This window comes from Kitasatospora sp. NPDC043950, from assembly GCF_056435345.1.
In genome coordinates, this window is sequence record NZ_JBWKER010000016.1 from 1 (window position 1) to 23,934 (window position 23,934).

4 protein-coding genes are annotated in these 23,934 nt (G+C 75.5%); 3 read left to right on the forward strand and 1 reads right to left on the reverse strand.

Translation table 11 applies throughout. The features are described 5' to 3' along the window. Window positions 1-110 precede the first annotated feature (110 nt). The gene (locus AC07BF_RS13405; RefSeq protein WP_478333378.1) at window positions 111-7,280 is read right to left on the reverse strand and encodes an amino acid adenylation domain-containing protein; all 7,170 of its coding nucleotides are present in this window, start codon (window positions 7,278-7,280) and stop codon (window positions 111-113) included. A 221-nt stretch (window positions 7,281-7,501) separates the two neighbouring features. On the opposite strand from AC07BF_RS13405, the gene sbnA reads away from it, so the two are divergent. The 3 genes from sbnA (at window position 7,502) to AC07BF_RS13420 (ending at window position 23,926) form a co-directional block, all read left to right on the forward strand. After that, entirely contained in the window at window positions 7,502-8,539 is a 1,038-nt protein-coding gene (gene sbnA, locus AC07BF_RS13410) for a 2,3-diaminopropionate biosynthesis protein SbnA (protein WP_063348730.1), read from the forward strand. A gap of 103 nt (window positions 8,540-8,642) precedes the next feature. Beyond that, window positions 8,643-16,604 (forward strand): amino acid adenylation domain-containing protein, encoded by a 7,962-nt coding sequence (locus tag AC07BF_RS13415; RefSeq protein WP_478333379.1) that lies wholly within the window; start codon window positions 8,643-8,645, stop codon window positions 16,602-16,604. Next, window positions 16,601-23,926, forward strand: a complete 7,326-nt coding sequence (locus tag AC07BF_RS13420) for an amino acid adenylation domain-containing protein (protein WP_478333380.1) — start codon at window positions 16,601-16,603, stop codon at window positions 23,924-23,926. Before AC07BF_RS13415 ends, AC07BF_RS13420 begins: the two co-directional genes overlap by 4 nt. Window positions 23,927-23,934: the final 8 nt, after the last annotated feature.

A 23,934-nucleotide genomic window follows, 5' to 3' on the forward strand; every position in this document is an offset into this window, starting at 1 on the left:
GTTGGGGACGGCGCTTTTCCCCCCAACCACTCGTCTTCCTCCCTTTGTTCTCCCCCCCCCCCGGCCCCGTGACGGCCGGGCCCGGATTCCGGGCCCGGCCGTCCGGTCGTTCAGGACCGGCGCAGCGCGGCGTCGGCCACCGCGCCGATCCGGCCGGCCGCCTCCCGGCCGAGCATCTCCTCGTGGCCGCAGGCGACGTCGTACACCGTCAGCGCGCCGGTCAGGTGCGCGCGCCAGCGGTCGGCGAGCTCGGCGGCGGGGGCGCCCTGCACCTCGTCGGCAGCGGCGAACAGCAGCAGCGAGCCGTCGAACCGGCCGGGGGTGAACTCCCGGGCGATGTCCGTGTGGTGGCGCATCACCGCCATCAGCCGGCGCAGCTCCCCGTCGTCGATGCCCGCCCCGGTGGCGTGGTGGGCGAGGAAGGCCCCGCGGATCTCCTCGTCGGTCGGGTTGTGGTCGCCCGGCAGCACCGGGAAGACGTCCAACGCCGCCAGGAAGGCCACCCGCTCGCCCGCCGCCTGGAGCTGCACCGCCATCTCGTGCGCGACCAACCCGCCGAAGGACCAGCCCAGCAGGTGGTACGGGCCGTGCGGCTGCACCCGGCGGATCCTCGCCAGGTACGTGGCCGCCAGCTCCCGTACGCCCTGCGGCCGTTCCCACTCCCCCTCGGGCGCGGCGACGCCGTCGGACTGCAGCGCGTACACCGGCCGGGCCGGGTCGAGGTGCGGGGCCAGCTCCGCGTACGGCAGGCCGAAGCCGACCCCGCCGTGCACGCAGAACAGCGGCTCGGCGGTGCCGCCCGGCCGGATCGGCAGCACCGGCTCCAGCACCGTCGCGGGGAGCCGCTGCGAGGTGGCGGGCCGGGCGGCGGCGGCGAGGGCCGCCACCGTCTTGTGGGTGAAGACGTCGGCCAGCGAGAGCGTGAGCCCGGCCTTCGCGGCCCGGCTGACGATCTGCACCGAGCGCAGGCTGTCGCCGCCGAGGTCGAAGAAGTCCCCGTCGGCGCCGACCTGGTCGAGGCCGAGGATCTCGCCGAAGACCCCGGCGATGACCTCCTCGGCCGGCGTGCCCGGGCGCCGCACCGGGGTCTGCGCGGCGGCGGGCGCGGCACCGGGCGCCGGCAGGGCGCGGGTGTCGAGCTTGCCGTTCGCGGTCAGCGGCAGCGCGGACAGCGTCACCAGCGCCGCGGGCACCATGTGCGCGGGCAGCGACTCGGCGACGAACGCGCGCAGCACCGGCACGTCGACGGCGGCGACGCCGGGCAGCGGCACCACGTACCCGGTCAGCTGGGGCACGCCGGTGGGCGAGGGCGCGACCTGCACCGCGGCCTGCACGACCACCGGGTGGCGCACCAGCGCGGCCTCGATCTCGCCGAGCTCGATCCGGAAGCCGCGCAGCTTCACCTGGTGGTCCACCCGGCCGACGTAGTCGAGCGTGCCGTCGGCCCGCCAGCGGGCCAGGTCGCCGGTGCGGTACATCCGGGTGCCGGCCGGACCGTACGGGTCGGCGACGAAGCGCTCGGCGGTGGTGACCGGGCGGCGCAGGTAGCCGTGCGCCAGGCCGGTGCCGGCGATGTACAGCTCGCCGGTGACGCCGACCGGCGCGGGCGCGAGGGCGTCGTCCAGGACGTACAGCCGGTGGTTGTCCAGCGGGCGGCCGATCGGCGGGCGGCCGCCGCCGGCGCGCAGCGGGTCGCTCCAGGTGGCGCAGACCGAGGCCTCGGTCGGGCCGTAGGCGTTGCGGAACTCGGTCAGCGGGGCGAACCGGTCGACCAGCGCGGCCGAGCAGGCCTCGCCGCCGACCAGCAGGTGCAGGCCCTCGGGCAGCACCACGTCCTCGGGCAGGCCGGCCACCACGGTGGGCGGCAGCACCACGTGGTTGACCTGGTGCTCGGCGAGCAGCGCGCCCAGCACCTCGCCGGAGACCCGGCTCTCGTCGGTGGCGACCACCAGGGTGCCGCCCGAGTACAGCGAGACGCCGAGCTCCCAGACGGTGGCGTCGAAGCTGAACGAGGCGAACTGGAGCACCCGGGTGTCCGGCCCCGCGCCCATCCGCGCCTGGTGGTTGGCGGCCAGGTTGGCCGCCCCCAGGTGCGGCACCGCGACGCCCTTGGGGCGGCCGGTGGAGCCCGAGGTGTAGATCACGTAGGCGACGTCCTGCGGGAGGAGCGGCCGGGTGCGGTCGGCGTCGACGGGGTTGCGGTCGGGCCGGCCGGTCAGGTCGGACCGGGTGCGCAGGGAGTCCAGGACCAGCGGGACGACACCCTCGGGCAGCCCCGGGATCCGGTCGGCGACCGCCTCGACGGTCAGCACCTGGGCGGGCGCCGCGTCGTCGAGCATGTAGGCGATCCGCTCGGCCGGGTACTGCGGGTCGACCGGCAGGTAGGCGGCGCCGGTCTTGAGCACCGCCAGCAGCGCGATCACCAGCGGCGCGGAGCGCGGCATCGCCAGCGCGACCACGTCGCCCGGCCCGACCCCGCGCTCCAGCAGCAGGTGGGCGAGCCGGTTGGCCCGCTCGTTGAGCGCCGCGTAGGACAGCCGCATCGTCGCCGGGCCGGCCGGCACGCCGTCCGGGCCGATCAGCGCGGGGTGGTCCGGGTCGGCGGCCGCCAGGCCCTCGAACAGGGCGGTCAGGGTGACCGGGGTGAACGGGGCGGTCGGGCCGGCCCACTCCTCCAGCAGGACGCGGCGCTCCTCGGCGGTGAGCAGGTCGAGGGCGCTGAGCGGCGCGTCGGGGGTGCGGGTGGCGGAGTCGAGCAGGGTGGCCAGGGCCCGGGCGAGGCGGGCCGCCGTCGCCCCGGTGAACAGGTCCTCGCGGTACTCCAGGCGGATGTCCAGACCGGCCGGGGCGCCGTCCGGACCGGTCCGCTCCAGCACCTGGAAGGACAGGTCGAACTTGGCCGTCGTGCTGCCGATCGGCAGCACCTCGGCGCTCAGGCCGGGCATCGCGGGCAGCGGGTCGGAACTGTTCTCGAAGGCCAGGATCACCTGGAAGAGCGGCTGCCGGCCCATCGAGCGGACCGGGTTGAGTTCCTCCACCAGGTGCTCGAAGGGCAGTTCGGCGTGCCCGTAGGCGGTCAGGTCGGTCTCCCGGACCCGCCCGAGCAGGGCGGTGAACGCCGGGTCGCCCGAGGTGTCGGTGCGCAGCACCACGGTGTTGACGAAGAAGCCGACCAGGTCGCGGACCGCGTCGTCGGTGCGCCCGGCCACCGGGCTGCCGAGCGGGATGTCGGTGCCCGCGCCCAGCCGGGTGAGCAGTGCGGCCAGGCCCGCCTGGACGGCCATGAACAGGCTGGCGCCGCCGCGCCGGGCGAGTTCGGCGAGCCGGGCGTGGGTCTCGGCGGGCACCGTGCACTCGACCTCGGCGCCGCGGTGCCCGGCGCGGGCCGGGCGGGGGAAGTCGGTGGGCAGGTCCAGCTCCTCCGGGATGCCCGCCAGCGCCTCGCGCCAGTGCGCGAGTTCGGCGCTGGCCAGGCTGTCCGGGTCGTCCTTGGAGCCGAGCAGTTCGCGCTGCCAGAGCGCGTGGTCGGCGTACTGCACCGGCAGCGGCGCCCAGCGCGGCCCGGCGCCGTCCAGCCGGGCCCGGTAGGCGTCGGAGAGGTCGCGGGCGAGCGGGCCGAGCGACCAGCCGTCGGCGGCGATGTGGTGCACCGTCAGGGCCAGCGCGTGGCTGTCCCGGCCGAGGGTGAACAGCCGGGCCCGCAGCGGCACCTGGGCGGACAGCTCGAAGGGGTGGACGGCCTCGGCGGCCAGCGCCGCCTCCAGCGCGCCCGGCGCCGCCCCGGAGAGGTCCACGACGACCAGCGGGGCGCCGGCCCGCTCCGCCTCCTCGGCGGAGAGCACCAGTTGCGACGGCAGCCCGTCGGCCTCGGCGAAGACGGTGCGCAGGCTCTCGTGCCGGGCCACCACGTCCCGGACGGCGGCGGCCAGCGCGGCGGCGTCCAGCGGGCCGGTGAGGCGGACCGCCAGCGGGATGTTGTAGCTGCCGGTGGGCCCGTCCATCTTGTCCAGGAACCAGAGCCGCTCCTGGGCGTGCGAGAGCGGCACCGAGGACGGCCGGTTCGGGACGGCGCGCAGCGCGGGGCGCCGGGGGGCCGGCTCCGCCGCCTCGGCGACCGCCGCCGCGTCCGGGTCGAGGGCGCGGGCCAGCGCCTCGGCCGTCCGGGCGTCGAACAGGGTCCGCACCGGGACGTCCACGCCGAGCGCGGCACGCAGCCGGTTGGCGACCCTGGTCGCGGACAGCGAGTGGCCGCCGAGTTCGAAGAAGTCGTCGTCGGCGCCGACCCGGTCGAGCCCGAGGGCCTCCGCGAAGACCGCGCAGAGCAGTTCCTCGCGCTCCCCCGCGGGCTCGCGTCCGGTGCCCGCCCGCTCGTCCGGCGGAGCGGGCAGGGCCTTGCGGTCGACCTTGCCGTTGGGGGTCAGCGGCAGGTCGTCCAGGGGAACGTACACGGCAGGGATCATGTGCGTGGGCAGCACCGATGACGCCCGCTCCCGCAAGCGGTCGCGGTCGATCCCTGCCGGTACGACATAGGCGACCAGGCGGGCGTCCCCCGCCCGGTCGGTGCGGGCCGTGACGACGGCCCGCGTCACTCCGGGCTGCGCCGCGAGCACGGACTCGATCTCGCCGAGCTCGATGCGGTAGCCACGGATCTTCACCTGGTGGTCGCTGCGCCCCGCGTACTCCAGGGCGGTGCCGGCGGCGTCCCAGCGGACGATGTCGCCGGTGCGGTACATCCGCGCGCCGCTCGGGCCGTACGGGTCGGCGACGAAGCGCTCGGCGCTCAGGCCGGGGCGGCCCAGGTAGCCGCGGGCCAGGCCGGTGCCGGCGAGGTAGAGGTCGCCGAAGGTGCCGTCGGGGACGGGGCGCAGCGCGCCGTCCAGGACGTACACCCGGGTGTTGGCGATCGGGCCGCCGATCGGCGGCGGCCCGGCCTCGGCGGCGGTCAGCGGCGCGGCGGTGGACCAGATGGTGGTCTCGGTCGGGCCGTACACGTTGGTCACGGACGCGCAGTGCGCGGTGAGGGTGCGGGCCAGCGGCTCGGGCAGCGCCTCGCCGCCGACCAGGGCGCGCAGGCCGGCCAGCCGGGGGGCGTGGTCGGCGGCGAGCGACTGCCAGAGGCTGGGGGTGGCCTGTAGCAGGGTGGCGTCCAGGCCGGTGACGGCGTCCGCCAGGGCGGCCGGGTCGCGGACCGTCTCGCGGTCGGCGACCAGCAGTTCGGCGCTGGCGGCGAGCGGGACGAACAGCTCCAGGTTGGCGATGTCGAAGCCGAAGGTGGTGACGGCGAGGAAGCGGTCCTCGGTGGTCACTTCGAAGCGGGCGACCATGTCCTCGACCAGGTTGACCAGCGCCCGGTGCGGCACCACGACTCCCTTGGGGCGGCCGGTGGAGCCCGAGGTGTAGATCACGTACGCGGGGTGGTCGGCGCGCGGGGCCGTGCCCGGTACGCGCTGCCCGGGCGCACCGGTCGCGGCGTCCGGGCCGTCCAGCACCCACAGCTCGCCGGTGCTCATCTCGCCTTCGGCGGCTACGGCGGCTTCGGCGGCGAGGAGTTCGCGCACCCGGCGGTGGGTGAGGGTGACCACCGGGGCGGCGTCGGCGAGCATGTAGCGCAGCCGGTCGGCCGGGTAGTCCGGGTCCAGCGGCAGGTAGGCCGCGCCGGACTTGAGGACGGCCAGGGCGGCCACCACCAGGTCGCAGGAGCGGTCCAGCGCGATCGCCACCACCTGCTCCGGGCCGGCCCCGGCGGCGTGCAGGGCGTGCGCCAGCGCGTCGGCGCGGGCGTGCAGTTCGCGGTAGGTCAGGCGCTCCTCGCCGCAGCGCACGGCGGGCGCGTCCGGGGTGCGGGCGGCCCGGGCGGCCAGCAGCGGGGCCAGCCAGTCGCCGGGCAGCGGCGCCCCGGTGGCGTTGCGGGCCTCGGTGATCTCGGCGCGCTCGGCCTCGTCCAGGACGTCCAGCCGGCCGCACGGCTCGTCGGGCCGGGCGACGGCGGCGGCCAGCAGCCGGGCGAAGCGCCGCCCGACCAGTTCGGCCTCGGCCCGGGTGACCAGCGCGGGCACGTGGTTGACGGCCAGGCCGAACGGGGTGCCGGGGAAGACCGTGAGGGTGACCGGGAAGTGGGTGGCGGAGCGGACGTCGGCGCCGGTCACCCGGGGGCCGGTGCCGGTAGCCAGCGGCAGGCCGCCCATCGGGTAGTTCTGGAACATCAGGGCGGTGTCGAAGAGTTCACCGCGCACGGCGGTGAGCTGCTGGACCTCCGCCAGGGTCAGGTGCTCGTGCGCCAGCAGCGCGGTCTGCGACCGCTGCACGTCGGCGAAGAGCTCGGCCGGGGTGCGGGCCGGGTCGACGTCCACCCGGACCGGGAGCGTGTTGGCGAACAGGCCCACCATCCGCTCGACGTCCGGGACCTCGGCCGGCCGGCCGGAGGTGACCGCGCCGAACAGCACGGTGTCCTGGCCGGTCAGCCGGGACAGCAGCAGCGCCCAGCAGCCCTGCACCACCGCGTTGACGGTCAGGCCGCGCGAGCGGGCGAAGCCGGTCAGCGCGGCGGAGACCTCGGGGGTCAGCTCCAGCGGGACGGCCTGCGGCAGCGCGGCCGCACCGGCGGCCCGGTCGCGGCCGGCCCGCACCAGCCGGGTCGGGTCGACGACCCCGGCCAGGGCGGCGGTCCAGGCCTTCCGGGCGGCCTCCTTGTCCTGCGCGCCCAGCCAGGCCAGGTGCGCCTGGTAGCGGGCCGCGCCGGCCTGCGGCTGCCTGGCGGGGGCGCCGCCGGCCTTCAGCTCCTCGGCGAGCGCGGCGAGTTCGCCGATCAGCGAGACCATCGACCAGCCGTCCACCAGGATGTGGTGGACGGTCCAGACCAGCCGGCAGCGCCCGCCCTCGGCGCGGGCCAGGGTGAGCCGCTGGAGCGGCGGGCGGGCGAGGTCGAAGCGGCGCAGCCGGTCCTCCTCGGCGAGCCGGTCGAACTCCGCCTCCGGCCCGGCCGCGCCGACCGCCACCGCGACCTCGCGCCACGGCAGTTCGACCGACGTGGGGATCACCTGGATCGCCTCGCCGTTCCTGCGGTGCCGGAAGCAGGCCTTCAGGTTGGGGTGCCGTTCCAGGAGCAGGCCCGCCGCGGTGCGCAGCGCGGCGGCATCGGCGTCGGTCAGCTCGTCCAGGTCGAGGACCAGCTGAATGGTGTAGACGTCCGTCCCCTCACGGTCGTACTCCGAGAGAAAGAGCAGTCCCTGTTGCAGCGGCGAGAGCGGAAGGACTTCACTGATGGCGGACGGCCGATTCAAACCGGGCTCCTCGTGGAAGGCCTGCAAGTGCGGAATAACAAACGCTTTCCGATGGCGCTGACGAGCAACTGACCGGCAACTGACGGACGGCTGACGCGCGCCTCCGGGCGGGTCCGAAACCCTGGTCGCCGACCCCGTCAGCAGTCCGTCAGCCCCTCGTCAGCGCCCGGCGGGAGGCTTGCCGCCGAGGCTAATTCGTTACCGAAGGCCAGGAGTCTCCAGTGCCGGTCATTTCCGCGTCGCACGAATTCGAGGTCAGCGACCTCTTCGTGAATCTGCAGCCGTTCTTCGGGCACCGTCTCTTCCTGAAAGTCGAAGGGTTCAACTTCGCCGGGTCCATCAAGCTGAAAGCGGCCCGGGAAATGGTCGCGCAGGCCGAGGCGGCGGGCGTCCTCGGCCCCGGCTCGACCCTGGTGGAATCCTCGTCCGGGAACATGGGCGTCGCCCTGAGCGTGCTCGCCGCCAGCCGCGGCTACAAGTTCATCTGCGTCACCGACTCTCGTTGCAACGAGGTCACCCGCCGCACCATGGAGTCGTACGGCGCCGAGGTGCACCTGATCACCGAGCCGCACGAGACCGAGGGCTTCCTCGGTGCGCGGATCCGCCACGTCAAGGCGCTGCTCGCCGCCGACGAGAAGCGGGTCTGGCTCAACCAGTACCTGAGCCCGGGCAACTGGATGGCGCACTACCGGACCACCGCGCCGGCCATCGCCCGCCAGTTCCCGGACCTGAACGTGCTGTTCATCGGCGCGGGCACGACCGGGACGCTGATGGGCTGCGCCCGGTACTTCCGCGAGCGGCGCCCCTCGGTGCGGGTCGTCCCGGTCGACAGCGTCGGCTCGGTCACCTTCGGCGCCCCGCCGGCCACCCGGCACATCCCGGGCCTGGGCACCAGCGTGCGGCCCGCACTGCTGGACGAGTCGCTGGTGGAGCGGGCGGTCCACGTCGAGGAGACCGACACCGTCCGGACCTGCCGCGAACTGATGCGCGGCGGCTTCCTGTTCGGCGGCTCCACCGGGACGGCCGTCAGCGGCGCGCTGCGCTGGCTGAACGAGCACTACGGCGACGGCGCGGGCGGCGTGCGCGAGCGGGTGACCGCCGTGACCATCTCGCCGGACCTGGGCGAGCGCTACATGGACACCGTCTACCACGACGAGTGGGTGCGCGGTTCGGTCGGCCCGGAGGGCCTGCTGCCCGGGGTCGAGCACCGGGGCCTCGGGGCGGGCGTCGCCGCCGGGCTCCAGACGGTGTCCGGCTGACCGGACCGGCGGGGTCGGGGCCTGCGGAGCCGGGGCCTGCGGGGTCAGAGGGTCGAGAGTTTTCAAGGCGGGGCTGAGGCTGAGAATGACGGAGAGCAAAGCAGTGACGACAAACCGGAACGCTGTCCTTCCGCTCACCGCGGCACAGGCCGAGATCTGGTTCGACGAGCAGTTCGCCGCCGGGCCGCTGGCCTACAACATGGCGGACTACATCGATCTGCGCGGACCGCTCGACGCCGAGTTGCTCGGACGGGCGCTGCAACGCCTCGGCCACGAGGCCGAGGGACTGCGGGTGCAGTTCGTCGAGGAGGACGGCGCCCCCGGCCAGATCATCCGCCCGCTCGCCCAGCTCCCGCTCAAGACGCTGGACTTCAGCGGCGAGGCGGAGCCGTCGGAGGCCGCCGAGCGGTGGATGCGGGCCGACCACGCCGACCCGATGAAGGTCACCGACTTCCCGCTGTTCCGCGGCGCGCTGATCAGGCTGGCCCCGGAGCACCACCTGCTCTACCTGTGCATGCACCACATCCTCGCGGACGGCTTCAGCCGCTCGCTGCTCTACCCCAAGCTGTCCAGCGCCTACACCCGGCTGGCCGCCGGCGAGGGCCCGGCCGAGCTGGACGCCGACGCCATGCCGGCCTTCCACCGGCTGCTGGACGCCGAGCGCAAGTACCTCGACTCGTCGATGGTCGAGAAGGACCGCGCCTACTGGACGGACCGCCTCACCTCCGACCGGCACGGCGCGGTGCCCGAGCTGGTCTCGCTCTCCGAGCAGGAGCCGGCCCCCGGCCGGGTCGCGCTGCGCGAGACCGCCCGGCTCTCCCCCACGACCACGGCCGCGCTGCACGCCCTCGCCCAGGACGGCAAGGTCACCATGCCGGTCCTGATGGTCGCCGCGATGGCCGCCTACACCCAACGCGTCACCGGGGTCCCGGCGCCGCTGCTCACCCTGCCGGTCACCGGCCGGGTCGGCGCGGTCAGCCGCGAGATCCCCGGCATGCTCGCCAACTACCTGCCGCTGGCCGTCCGGGTGCGCCCGGAGATGACCCGCACCGAACTGCTGCGCGCGGCCTGGGTCGAGGTCGCCGGCACGCTGAAGCACCAGCGCTACCGCGGGGACAGGGTCCGCCGCGACATCGGCCTGCGGATCGACGACCAGCGCGCCTTCGGCCCGTTCATCAACGTGCTCAACCAGGACCCCGAGCTGGCCTTCGGCGACTGCCGCGGGGTCGTGGTCAACCTGTCCACCGGCATCGTCAAGGACCTGATCATGACGGTCCTGAACGCGGACGACGGCACCGTCGAGATCCACCTCGACGGCAACCCCGAGCTGTACGAGCCGGCCGAACTCGCCACCCACCTCGCCCGGTTCGAGACCTTCCTCGGCGCCCTCGCCACCATGCCCGCGGACCGTCCGCTCGGCCAGGTGGGCCTGGGCGCGACCGGCGAACCGCTCGGGCTGCTCGGCGCCTGGGATCCGGCCACCGCCGCCGACCAGGGCCTGGTCGAGCGGGTCCGCACCGTCGCGGCCGGTACGCCCGACGCGGTGGCCGTGGCCGACGGCGCCGAGCGGATCGACTACCGCGAACTGGTCGCCCGCGCGGCGGGCCTGGCCGCCCGGCTGACCGCCTCCGGGGTCGGCACCGGTTCGGTGGTCGCGATGTTCGCCGAGCCCGGCGTCCCCTTCGTCACCGGCGTGCTGGCCGTCCAGGCCGCCGGCGGTGCCTACCTGCCGCTCGACCCGGCCGCCCCGGCCGCCCGCAACACCGGGCTGCTGGAGGACGGCGGCGCCCGCCACCTGCTGGTCGGCGCCGGGTACGAGGCGCAGGCCGCCGAGCTCACCGCCGGGGCGGCCACCGCCCTGCCGCTGACCGACCCGTCCGACTCCAGCAGCGGCGCCGAACTCACCTCTGTCGGAGGTGAATTGGACCTGGCGTACGTGATGTTCACCTCCGGCTCCACCGGCAAGCCCAAGGGCGCGATGGTCCAGCGCTCCGGCATGATGAACCACCTCTGGGCCAAGGTCGGCGACCTCGACCTGGCCGCCGGGGAAGGCGTCGTCCAGAACGCGCCGCTCACCTTCGACGTCTCCGTCTGGCAGATGCTCGCCCCGCTCATCGTCGGCGGCACCGTCCGGGTCTCCGGCACCGACATGGCCGCCGACCCGGCCGCCCTGTTCGCCATGGCCCGGGACGAGAAGATCGCCGTCCTGGAGGTCGTCCCCTCCCTGCTGCGCGCCGCCCTGGACGCCTGGGACCTCGACGGCACCGCCCCCGAACTCCCCCACCTGCGCTGGCTGATGGTCACCGGCGAAGCCCTCCCCGCCGACCTCTGCCACCGCTGGCACGCCCGCCACCCGCACATCCCGATGATGAACGCCTACGGCCCCACCGAATGCAGCGACGACGTCACCCACGCCGTCATCCGCGCCGACGACACCCTCACCGCCCGCGTCCCCATCGGCACCGCCGTCCGCAACACCCGCCTCTACGTCCTCAGCGACGAACTCCAGCCCGTCCCCGTCGGCGTCCCCGGAGAGCTCTACATCGGCGGCGCCGGAGTCGGCCGCGGCTACCTCCACGACCCCGCCCGCACCGCCGGCACCTTCATGGCCGACCCCTACGCCGGACCCGGCACCCGGATGTACCGCACCGGCGACCGCGTCATCCAACGACCCGACGGCCAACTCGAGTTCATCGAACGCCGCGACCACCAGGTCAAGATCCGCGGCCGCCGCGTCGAAACCGGCGAGATCGAAGCCGTCATCCGCTCCCTCGACACCGTCGCCGACACCGCCGTCGCCGTCCTCCCCGACGCCTCCGGCAACCCCCGCCTCATCGGCTACCTCACCGGCCCCGGCGTCGACCCCGCGCAGGTCCGGGCCGAACTCTCCCAACTGCTGCCCGGATACATGATCCCGGCGTCCTGGCTCGTCCTCGACGCCATGCCGCTCACCCCCAACGGCAAGCTCGACCGCAAGGCCCTGCCCAAGCCCGCCCTCGCCGAGCAGGACACCCTCCGCGGCCCCCGCACCGAGCGCGAGCGGGTCCTCTGCGACATCCTCGCCGAGGTCCTCGGCACCGGCCGGGTCGGCATCGACGAGGACTTCTTCGCCCTCGGCGGCGACAGCATCCGCTCCATCCAGGTCGTCAGCCGCGCCCACAAGGCCGGACTCACCCTCACCACCCGCGACATCTTCACCCACAAGACCGCCGCCGCCCTCGCCCGGGTCGCGGGCGGCGCCGACCCCACGGCGGCGACCGCGCCCGCCGAGGACGCCGGCGGCACCGGCCCGTACGAACTCACCCCGATCATGGGCCAGTTGCACGACGACACCACCAGCCTCACCGGCCCGGTCGTCAAGTACAGCCAGCACGTGGTCGTCCGGGTCCCCGCCGCCCTGGACGCCGAACTGCTCGACGCGGCCCTGCACACCCTGGTCGACCACCACGACGCGCTGCGCACCCGGGCCACCGAACCCGCCCCCGGCCTGTGGCACCTGGAGGCACTGGCCCCCGGCGCGCTCGCCGGCGTCCGCCTGGTCGCCACCGCCGAGAACGGCGCCGGCAGCGGCGCCGACGACCAGGACGCCCTCGGCTTCGCCGAGCGGCAGGCCGCCGCCGCCCGCGCCCGGCTCGACCCCGCCGCCGCCGTGATGATCCAGGCCGTGCTGATCGGCGCGGCCCCCGGCGCCGACACCGCCCTGCTGGTGCTCTCCGCCCACCACCTGGTCATCGACGGCGTGTCCTGGCGGATCCTGCTGCCCGACCTCGCCGCCGCCTGCGAGGCGCTGGCGGCCGGCCGCACCCCCGCACTCGACCCGGTCGGCACCTCCTACCGCGCCTGGTCCCAGCTGCTCGCCGCGCAGGCCCGAACCCAGGTCCGCGGCCCCGAACTCGCCCTCTGGCAGTCGATCCTGACCGGCCCCGACCCGCTGGTCGGCACCCACCGGCTCGACCCCGAGACGGACGTCTACGGCACCCAGCGCACCCTGCGACTGGAGCTCGGCCCCGAGGTCACCGGCCCGCTGCTCACCGACGTCCCGGCGGCCTTCCACGCCGAGGTCAACGACGTCCTGCTGACCGGCCTCGCCCTCGCCGTCGCCGACTGGCGCCGCCGGCACGGCCGCGCCGACTACGCCCAGACCCTGATCGAGCTGGAGGGCCACGGCCGCGAGCAGCTCGGCGACGGCCTCGACCTGTCCCGCACCGTCGGCTGGTTCACCAGCGCCTTCCCGATGCGCCTCGACCCCGGCACGCTCGACTGGGACGAGCTCTGGGCCGGCGGCCCCGCCCTCGCCGCCGCCCTCAAGCGGATCAAGGAGCAGCTGCGCGCGCTGCCCGACCGCGGCGTCGGCTACGGCCTGCTGCGCTACCTCAACCCGCACGCCGCCCGCGCCCTGGCCGGCCACCACAAGCCGCAGATCGGCTTCAACTACATGGGCCGCTTCGACGCCCGCGAGGCCCGCCTCTGGGAGCCGGCTGGCGGCGACGGTGTGGTCGGCACCGGCGCCCACCCCGGCATGCCGCTGCCGCATCTGCTCGACGTCACCCCGGCCACCGAGGACCGGCACGACGGCCCGCACCTGATCGCCAACTGGTCCTGGGCCGGCCGGACCGTCGCCGAGGAGGACGCCCAGGACGTCGCGGCCACCTGGTTCCGCGCCCTCGAACTGCTCGCCCGGCACGCCACCGCCCCCGGTGCGGGCGGCCGCACCCCCTCCGACCTGCCGCTGGTCGCCCTGGCCCAGGACGAGATCGAGGAGTACGAGGCCGAACTCGCCGAGGCCGGCACCGCCCTCGCCGACGTCCTGCCGCTCACCCCGCTCCAGCAGGGCATGCTCTTCCACGCCGACTACGACACCGCCGCCGGGGGCGGCGCGGACGCGGTCGACGTCTACACCCTGCAGATCGTCGCCGACATCGAGGGCGACCTCGACGCCGACGCCCTGCGCGCCGCCGGGCAGGCCCTGCTCGACCGGCACCCGAACCTGCGCGCCGCCTTCCGCGCCCGGGCCACCGGAGAGCCCGTCCAGGTCATCGCCCAGCACGCCGAACTGCCCTGGCTGGAAGCCGACCTGACCGACCTGCCGGAGCCCGCCCGGGCCGCCGAGCTGAGCCGCATCACCGAGGCCGAGCGCACCCGCCGCTTCGACCTCGCCGCGCCGCCGCTGCTGCGCTTCGCGCTCGTCACCCACGGCGAGGGCCGGCACCGGTTCATCTGGACCAGCCACCACATCCTGGTCGACGGCTGGTCGATGCCGCTGCTCGTCCGCGAGCTGTTCGCGCTCTGCGCGCCCGGCGCGGACGTCGCGCTGCTGCCCGACCCGGCCCCGTACCGCTCGTACCTGGCCTGGCTGACCGCGCAGGACCGCACGGCGGCCCGGGCCGCCTGGCACGAGGTGCTGGCCGACGTCGACGAGCCCACCCTGCTCGTCCCCGCCGACCCGAGCCGCCTCCCGGTGCTGCCCGACGCGGTGCTCGCCGAGGTGCCGCGCGAGCTGACCGCCGCGCTCGCCGGCTGGGCCCGCACCCAGGGCCTGACCGTCAACACCGTGGTGCAGGGCTGCTGGGCGCTGCTGCTCGGGCGGCTCACCGGCCGCCAGGACGTGGTGTTCGGCGCCGTCACCTCCGGCCGCCCGGCCGAGGTCCCGGACGTCGAGTCGATGATCGGCATGTTCCTCACCACCGTGCCGGTCCGGGCCCGACTGCACCCCGATGCCACCCTCGCCGAACTGCTGCACGCCCTCCAGGACCAGCAGACCGCGCTGCTCCCGCACGAGCACCTCGGGCTCGCCGCGATCCACCAGGCCGCCGGCCTGTCCGGCGAGGTCTTCGACACCGTGGTGCTGTTCGAGAACTTCCCGCTGGACGAGAACGGCCTCGACACCGGCGTCGCCGACGGCCCGCGCATCGTCCGCACCGAGGCCCTCGACGCCCGGCACCACCCGCTGAGCCTGGTGGTCCACCCCGGCGACAGCCTGCACCTGCGGCTGGACTACAACCCCGGCCTGTTCGGCCGGGCCGAGGTCGAGCGGGTCTCGGCGATCTTCCAGCACCTGCTGCGGACCGTCGCCGAGCGGCCCGGACTGCCGCTCGCCCAGATCGACGTGACCGGCCCGGCGGACCTCACCGGCACCGGCATCCCCGGCGAGCTGGGCGGACTGCTCGGCGCCTGGGACCCGACGATCCCCGAGGAGAGCCTCGGCGTCGTCGAGCGGGTGCGCGCCGTCGCCGCCCGCACCCCCGAGGCGACCGCCGTCACCGACGGCGCCGGCTCGCTGACCTACCAGGAACTGGTCGAGGCGGCCGGCGGACTGTCCGCGGGCCTCGCGGAGGCCGGGGTCACCACCGGTTCGGTGGTCGCGATGCTCGCCGAGCCCGGCGTCCCGTTCATCACCGGCGTGCTGGGCGTGATCGGCGCAGGCGGCGCCTACCTGCCGCTCGACCCGGCCGCCCCCGCCGCCCGCAACACCGGGCTGCTGGAGGACGGCGACGCCCGCCACCTGCTGGTCGGCGCCGGGTACGAGGCACAGGCCGCCGAGTTCGCCGCCGCCGTCCAGGGCGAGCCGGTCACCGTCATCGGCCTGGAGCAGGCCGCCGGCACGCGGGCCCTGCCCGACTGCGTGGGCACCGGGCTGGACCTGGCGTACGTGATGTTCACCTCCGGCTCCACCGGCAAGCCCAAGGGCGCGATGGTCCAGCGCTCCGGCATGATGAACCACCTCTGGGCCAAGGTCGGGGACCTCGACCTGGCCGCCGGGGAAGGCGTCGTCCAGAACGCGCCGCTCACCTTCGACGTCTCCGTCTGGCAGATGCTCGCCCCGCTCATCGTCGGCGGCACCGTCCGGGTCTCCGGCACCGACATGGCCGCCGACCCGGCCGCCCTGTTCGCCATGGCCCGGGACGAGAAGATCGCCGTCCTGGAGGTCGTCCCCTCCCTGCTGCGCGCCGCCCTGGACGCCTGGGACCTCGACGGCACCGCCCCCGAACTCCCCCACCTGCGCTGGCTGATGGTCACCGGCGAAGCCCTCCCCGCCGACCTCTGCCACCGCTGGCACGCCCGCCACCCGCACATCCCGATGATGAACGCCTACGGCCCGACCGAGTGCTCCGACGACGTCACCCACGCCGTCATCCGCGCCGACGACACCCTCACCGCCCGCGTCCCCATCGGCACGGCGGTGCGCAACACCCGCCTGTACGTGCTCAGCGACGAACTCCAGCCCGTTCCCGTCGGCGTCCCCGGAGAGCTCTACATCGGCGGCGCCGGAGTCGGCCGCGGCTACCTCCACGACCCCGCCCGCACCGCCGGCACCTTCATGGCCGACCCCTACGCCGGACCCGGCACCCGGATGTACCGCACCGGCGACCGCGTCATCCAACGACCCGACGGCCAACTCGAGTTCATCGAACGCCGCGACCACCAGGTCAAGATCCGCGGCCGCCGCGTCGAAACCGGCGAGATCGAAGCCGTCATCCGCTCCCTCGACACCGTCGCCGACGCCGCCGTCGCCGTCCTCCCCGACGCCTCCGGCAACCCCCGCCTCATCGGCTACCTCACCGGCCCCGGCGTCGACCCAGACCGGATCCGCCGTCAACTGGCCGAGCTGCTACCCGGGTACATGATCCCGGCGTCCTGGCTGGTGCTGCCCGCCATGCCGCTCACGGCCAACGGCAAGCTCGATCGCAAGGCCCTGCCCAGGCCCGACCTGGGGGACCAGGAGGAGGCCCGCGCGCCGCGCACCGAGCGCGAGCAGGTGCTGACCGAGATCCTCGCCGAGGTCCTCGGCACCGGCCGGGTCGGCATCGACGAGGACTTCTTCGCCCTCGGCGGCGACAGCATCCGCTCCATCCAGGTCGTCAGCCGCGCCCGCAGGGCCGGACTCACCCTCACCACCCGCGACATCTTCACCCACAAGACCGCCGCCGCCCTGGCCCAGGTCGCCGAGGAGCAGGAGCAGAGCCCCGCCGAGTCCGCCCCGACGGAACCCGAAGGCAGTCTGATCGCCCTGTCCGACGAGGAACTGGCCGATCTGGAATTCGAGTTGAATGAGGAACTTTCGTGACGACCGCCCCCAGAACCGGGTCGAAGATCAGCGAAGTACTTCCGCTCTCCCCCCTCCAGCAGGGACTGCTGTTCCTGTCCTCGTACGACCAGGCCTCGCCCGACCTGTACACCCTCCAGTTCGTCGCGGAGATCGACGGGCCGGGCGCGGGTGACGGCGAGCAGCTCGCCGCCCGGCTGCGCGCGGCCTCGGCCGCGCTGCTGCGCCGGCACCCCAACCTGCGGGCCTGCTTCCGCAACCGCAAGACCGGCGAGCCCGTCCAGGTCGTCCTCAAGGAGACCGAGGTCGAGCCGGAGTGGCAGCTGCACGACCTCACCCACCTGCCCGAGGCCGACCGGGAGGCGGCGGCGCAGCGGCTGACGCGCGAGGACCGGCTGCGCCGGTTCGACCTGGCGCGGCCGCCACTGATGCGGTTCACCCTGATCCGGCTCGGCGCGGGGCACCACCGGTTCGTCTGGTCGGTGCACCACATCGTCATGGACGGCTGGTCGTTCCCGCTGGCCGTCCGCGAGCTGGTGCTGCTCGGCGACGAGGCGGGCGCGGCGGGCGCGGCGGCGCTGCCCGCGCCCGCGCCGTACCGCTCGTTCCTGACCTGGCTGAACGGCCGTGACCGGGCCGCCGCGCGGGCGGCCTGGGCGCAGCTGCTGGACGGCCTGGACGGGCCGGTCCGGGCGCTGCCCGGCGCCGGTGACGGCGATTCCCACGAACTGCCGTCGCTCGTCCGGGGGTTCCTGTCGCCGGAGCGCACCGCGGCGCTCGCCGGCTGGGCGCGCGGCCGGGGCCTGACCCTCAACACCGTGGTGCAGGGCTGCTGGGCGCTGCTGCTCGGCCGGCTCACCGGCCGCGAGGACGTGGTGTTCGGGTCGGTCACCTCCGGCCGCCCGGCCGAGGTCCCGGACGTCGAGTCGATGATCGGCCTGTTCGCCAACACCCTGCCGGTCCGCGCCGACCTGCGCCCGGACCAGCGGGCGAGTGAGCTGTTCGAGGCGCTGGCCCGCCAGCAGCTCGCGATGATGCCGCACGAACACCTGCCGCTCGCCGAGGCGCAGGCCGCCTCCGGCGTCCAGGGCGAGCTGTTCGACACCGTCCTCGCCTTCCAGAGCTACCCGCTGGACGAGGCCGCGCTGTTCCGCGAGTCGGGCGGCACCGTCAGTTCCGCGCAGGTGCTCTCGGCCACCCACTACCCGCTGAGCCTCACCGTCTTCCCCGGCGAGCGGCTGGACCTGCACCTCGCCTACCGGCCCTCGGCCTTCGCCGGGAACCCCGAGGGCCTCACCGAGGACCCGCGGCCGTCCGCGCAGCGCGTCCTGGACCGGCTGGTCCGCGTCCTGGAGCAGGTCGCCGACGACCCGCAGGCCCCGCTCGCCCGGCTCGGCGCGCCCGAGCCCGCCGAACTGGCCCGCATCCTCGGCGAGTGGAGCGGCGCCTCGGCCGCCCCCCGGGAGCCCGCGCGGCGCGCCACCATCGCGGAGCTGTTCGCCGAGCAGGCCGCCCGCACCCCGGACGCCGTCGCGGTCACCGCTCCCGGCGAGGCCGCCCTCAGCTACCGCGAGCTGGACGAGCGGGCCAACCGGCTCGCCCACCTGCTCGCCGCCCGCGGCGCCGGCCCGGAGAGCCTGGTGGCCGTCGCGCTGCCGCGCGGCGCCCGGCTGATCGTCGCCGTCCTGGCCGTCCTCAAGGCGGGCGCGGCCTACCTGCCGCTGGAGCCCGGCCACCCGGCCGACCGGATCGGCTACACCCTGCGCGACGCCCGTCCGGCGCTGCTGCTGACCGCCGGCGGCGCGCTGCCCGAACCGCCCGAGGCCCCGGACCTGCCGCGCCTGGACCTGGACGCCCCGGAGACGGCCGCCGCGCTGGCCGCCCACCCGGCCACCGCCCCGGACACCGCGGCCTCCCCCGAGCACCCGGCCTACGTCATCTACACCTCCGGCTCCACCGGTCGCCCCAAGGGCGTCGTGGTGCCGCACCAGAACGTGGCGCGGCTGCTGGAGGCCACCGACGACTGGTTCGACTTCGGCCCCGGCGACGTGTGGACGCTGTTCCACTCCATCGCCTTCGACTTCACCGTCTGGGAGCTGTGGGGCGCGCTGCTGCGCGGCGGCCGACTGGTCGTGGTGCCGTACGACGTGTCGCGCTCCCCCGACGCCTTCCTGGACCTGCTCGCCGAAGAGCGGGTGACCGTCCTCAACCAGACCCCGTCCGCCTTCTACCAGCTGATGCGCGCCGACGCCGACCGTCCGCGCCCGCTCGCCCTGCGGACCGTGGTGTTCGGCGGCGAGGCACTGGACATCGGCAGGCTCGCCGACTGGTACACCCGGCACGCCGACGACGCGCCGCGCCTGGTCAACATGTACGGCATCACCGAGACCACGGTGCACGTCTCCTACCAGGAGCTGGACGCCCCGACGGCCGCCGCCGGCGGCGGCAGCGTGATCGGGCGCGGCATCCCGGACCTGCGGGTCTACCTGCTCGACGGCGCCCTGCGGCCCGTCCCGGCCGGCGTGCCCGGCGAGCTGTACATCACCGGCCCCGGCCTGGCCCGCGGCTACCTGCGCCGCCCCGACCTCACCGCGGCCCGCTTCGTCGCCTGCCCGTTCGAGCCCGGCGGCACCCGGATGTACCGCACCGGCGACCTCGGCCGCTGGCGGGCCGACGGCACCCTGGAGTACCTGGGCCGCGCCGACGAGCAGGTCCAACTGCGCGGCTTCCGGATCGAGTTGGGCGAGATCGCGACCGTCCTCGGCCAACACCCCGCGGTCGCCGAGGCCGCCGTGATCGCCCGCGAGGACCGGCCCGGCGACCAGCGCCTGGTCGCCTACGTGGTGCCCCGCGACGGCGCGAACCCGGACGGGCTGCGGGAGTTCGCCGCCGAGCGGCTGCCCGAGTACATGGTCCCGGCGGCCGTGGTCCCGCTCGCCGCGCTGCCGCTGACCGCCAACGGCAAGCTCGACCGCCGCGCCCTGCCCGCCCCCGCGTACACCACCTCGGCCCGCGACCCGCGCACCGCCGAGGAGGAGCAGCTCTGCGGCGTCTTCGCCGAGGTGCTCGGACTCGACCGGGTCGGTGTCGACGACGACTTCTTCACCCTCGGCGGCCACTCGCTGCTCGCCACCCGGATCGTCAACCGGGTCCGCGCCGAACTCGGCGCCGAACTCCAGGTGCGGGACCTCTTCGAGGCCCCCTCCCCCGCCCGCCTCGCCGAACGGCTGGCCGCCGCCGCACCCGGCCGCGCCCCGCTCGCCGCCGGGCCGCGCCCGGCCGTGCTGCCGCTGTCGTACGCGCAGCAGCGGCTCTGGTTCGTCGAGCACCTGGGCGCACCTGGCGGGCTGTACGCCATCCCGCTGGCGATCCGCCTCTCCGGGCGGCTCGACACCAACGCCCTGGCGGGCGCCCTGCACGACGTGGTCACCCGGCACGAGGCGCTGCGCACTGTCTTCCCGCAGCGCGCCCCCGAGAGCACCGGGTCCGGGGCCGCCCCCGGGGCCACCTCCGGGACCACCGGCAGCGGACCGGCCGAGCAGCGGGTGCTCACCCCGGCCGAGGCCGCCGTCCCGCTCCCGGTGAGCGAGACCACCGAGGCGGGCCTGCCCGCCGCCCTCGCCGCCGAGGCCGCGCGCGGCTTCGACCTGGAGCGCCACCTCCCGCTCCGCGCCCGCCTGTTCCGGCTCGGCCCGGACGAGCACGTGCTGACGATCGTCCTGCACCACATCGCCGGCGACGGCTGGTCGCTCGCCCCGCTCACCCGCGACCTCACCGCGTACTACCGGGCCCGGGTGGCCGGCCGCCCGGCCCAACTGCCGCCGCTGCCCGTCCAGTACGCCGACTACGCCCTGTGGCAGCGCGGACTGCTCGGCGCGGAGGACGACCCGCGGAGCGAACTCGCCCGCCAACTCGGCTACTGGACCGCCACCCTGAAGGGCCTGCCGGAGGAACTGGCGCTGCCCTTCGACCACCCGCGCGGCACCCGGGCCGAGCACCGCGGCGACGTCGTGCGCACCACCGTGCCGCAGCCGCTCACCGCCGAGCTGCACCGGCTCGCCGCCGCCTGGGGCGTCAGCGTCTTCATGCTGCTGCGGGCCGGGCTCGCCGCCCTGCTCACCCGGCTCGGCGCGGGCACCGACATCCCGCTCGGCAGCCCGATCGCGGGCCGCACCGACGAGCGGCTCGACGAGCTGGTCGGCATGTTCGTCAACACCCTGGTGCTGCGCACCGACACCTCCGGCGACCCGGGCCTGCGCGAACTCGCCGAACGGGTCCGGGCCTACGACCTGGCCGCCCACCAGCACCAGGACGTGCCCTTCGAGAAGCTGGTCGAGGTGCTCAACCCCGAGCGCTCGATGGCCCGGCACCCGCTGTTCCAGGTGATGCTCGGCTTCCAGCAGGCCGGCCCGGCCCCGGCGCCCGAGCAGGACCCGGAACTCGCCGTGGCCGAGCAGCCGGTGCCCGTCCGGACCGCCAAGTGGGACCTGTTCTTCCAGCTCACCGAGCAGGCCGGCGGCGCGCTCGCGCTCGCCGTCGAGTACCGCACCGACCTGTTCGAGCCCGCCACCGCCCGCCGGATCACCGACGCCTACCTGCGGCTGCTCGCCGCCGCCCTCGCCGAGCCCGCCCGGCCGCTGTCCCGGCTGGACCTGCTCGGGCCCGAGGAGGAGGCCGAACTGCTCGCCCTCGGCACCCACCGGGCCGGCACCCCGCGCAGCACCCTCACCGCCCTGGTGGACCGCCGGATCGCGGCCACCCCGGACGCGGTCGCGCTGGTCCACAGCGAGCCCGGCCACCCCGAGCGGCTGCGGCACACCAGCTACGCCGAACTGGACGCCGAGGCCAACCGCCTGGCCCACCTGCTGACCGCGCGCGGCGCCCGCCGGGGCGACCTGGTGGCGCTGCGCCTGGAGCGCGGCCCCGCCGTGGTGAGCACCCTGCTGGCGATCGCCCGCACCGGCGCGGCCTACCTGCCGATCGACCCGTCCTACCCCGACGAGCGGGTTCGCGACATGCTGGCCGACAGCGGCGCCCGGCTGCTCGTCACCGAACGGTCACCGGCCGGACGGGAGCTCCCCGCCGGGGTCGTCGAGCTGCTCCTGGACGCCCCCGAAACCCTGGCCGACCTGGCCGGCCGGCCCGTCACCGCCCCGGTGCCCGCCGTCCCGATCGACCCCGACGACCTGCTGTACGTCATCTACACCTCCGGCTCCACCGGCAAGCCCAAGGGCGTCGCGGTCCCGCACCGCGCCGCCGTCCGCCTGGTCCTGGGCCTGCCCGAGCTGGCGCCGACCGCCGCGGACACCTTCCTCTACTTCGCGCCGGTCGCCTTCGACGCCTCCACCTTCGAGATCTGGGGCGCGCTCGCCCACGGCGCCCGGGTGGCGGTCCACCCGCCGGGCCCGGCCGACCCGCGCGCCCTGGAGTCCTTCCTGGCCCGCGCCCGGGTGAGCGTCGCCTTCCTCACCACCCAGTTGTCCAACACCATCGCCGACACCCGGCCGCGCGCCCTGGCCCCGCTGCGGGCGCTGCTCACCGGCGGCGAGGCGCACTCCCGCGACCACCTGGACCGGCTGCGGGCCGCCCTGCCGGACACCACGGTGTTCAACGTGTACGGCCCCACCGAGACCACCACCTTCGCCACCGGCCAGGACCTCGGCCGCGCCCAGGGCACCGTCCCGATCGGCCTGCCGATCGGCGACACCCGCGCGTACGTCCTGGACGAGGCGCTGCGGCCGGTGCCGCGCGGCGTGGTCGGCGAGCTGTACCTGGCCGGCGAGGGCCTGGCCCGCGGCTACCTCGGCCGGCCCGCGCTGACCGCCGCCCGCTTCACCGCCTGCCCGTTCGGCGCACCCGGGGAGCGCATGTACCGCACCGGCGACCTGGTCCGCTGGGACCGGCACGGCCGGATCGAGTACGTCGCCCGCGCCGACCAGCAGGTCAAGATCCGCGGCTACCGGGTCGAACTCGGCGAGGTCGAACGGCTGCTGGCCGAGCACCCGGCCGTCGCCCGGGCCGCCGTCCTGGCCCCCGCCGACGCCGCCGGCCAGCGCCGCCTGGTCGCCTACCTGGTGCCCGCCGACGGCCGGCCGGCCCCCGGACCGGCCGAGTTGCGGGGCCACCTGGCCCGCTCGCTGCCCGGCCACATGGTGCCGGAGAGCTACACCGCGCTGCCGGAACTGCCGCTGAACGCCAACGGCAAGCTGGATGTCAAGGCCCTGCCCGCCCCCGCGGCCACCCCCTCGGCCCGCGCCCCGAGGGCGCCCCGCACCGAGCCGGAACGGCTGCTCTGCGCCGCCGTCGAGGAGGTCCTGGGCACGGGCCCGGTCGGCCCCGAGGACTCCTTCTTCGCCCTCGGCGGGGACAGCCTGAAGGCGATCCGGCTGGTCAACGCGGCCGGCCGGGCCGGGCTGCCGATCAGCCTCGGGGCGGTCTTCGAGCACCGCACCCTGGAGGCGCTGGCCGCGGCCGCCACCACCGGGGGCGGCGCGGTCGACCTGCTCGGGCCCGTCCTGCCGATCCGGCCCACCGGCGGGCGGCCCCCGCTGTTCTGCGTGCACGGCGGCCTCGGCTTCGCGATCCCGTTCGCGGCGCTCGCCGAGCACCTCGACCCGGAGCAGCCGGTCTACGGCCTCCAGGCCCGCGGCCTGTCCGACGACGGCCCGCTGCCGACCGACCTGGGCGACGTCGCCGAGGAGTACCTGTCCCGGGTGCGCGCCGTGCAGCCGCACGGCCCGTACCACCTGCTCGGCTGGTCCTACGGCGGCGTCGTGGCGCACGAGATGGCCGTCCGGCTGCACGCCGCCGGCGAGCGGGTGGCGTTCCTGGCCAACCTGGACGCCTACCCCGACGACGCCCTCGGGGCCCGGCCCAGCGACGCCGAGTTCCTCGCCGACTTCCTGGCCGAGGCCGGGGTCGACGCGGCGGAGCCGGAACGGCTCACCCCGCAAGGCGTCGCCGCGCACCTGGCCCGCACCGAAGGCCCCCTCGCCGCGCTCGAACCGGGTACGCTGGAACGGCTGCTGGGGGTCATGCGGAACAACCTGGAGCTGTTCCAGCGGTTCACCCCGGGCCGCTTCGACGGCTGCCCGATGACGCTCTTCGTGGCGGCCGGCGGCGACACCCGCCCCACCCCGGAGGAGCGCGCCCTCAAGGTCAAGAGCTGGGAGCCGCACGTCGGTTCCGCCGTCCTCGCGCACGACGTGGACAGCGGGCACCAGCAGCTGCTGCAACCCGCACCGGCGGCGGCGATCGGCGCGGTCGTCGAGCACGCCCTCGCCGCCCTGGCCGCGGACCCGACCGGAACCCCGGCCGCACCGGCCGCCACCCCGACCACCTGACGCCCGAT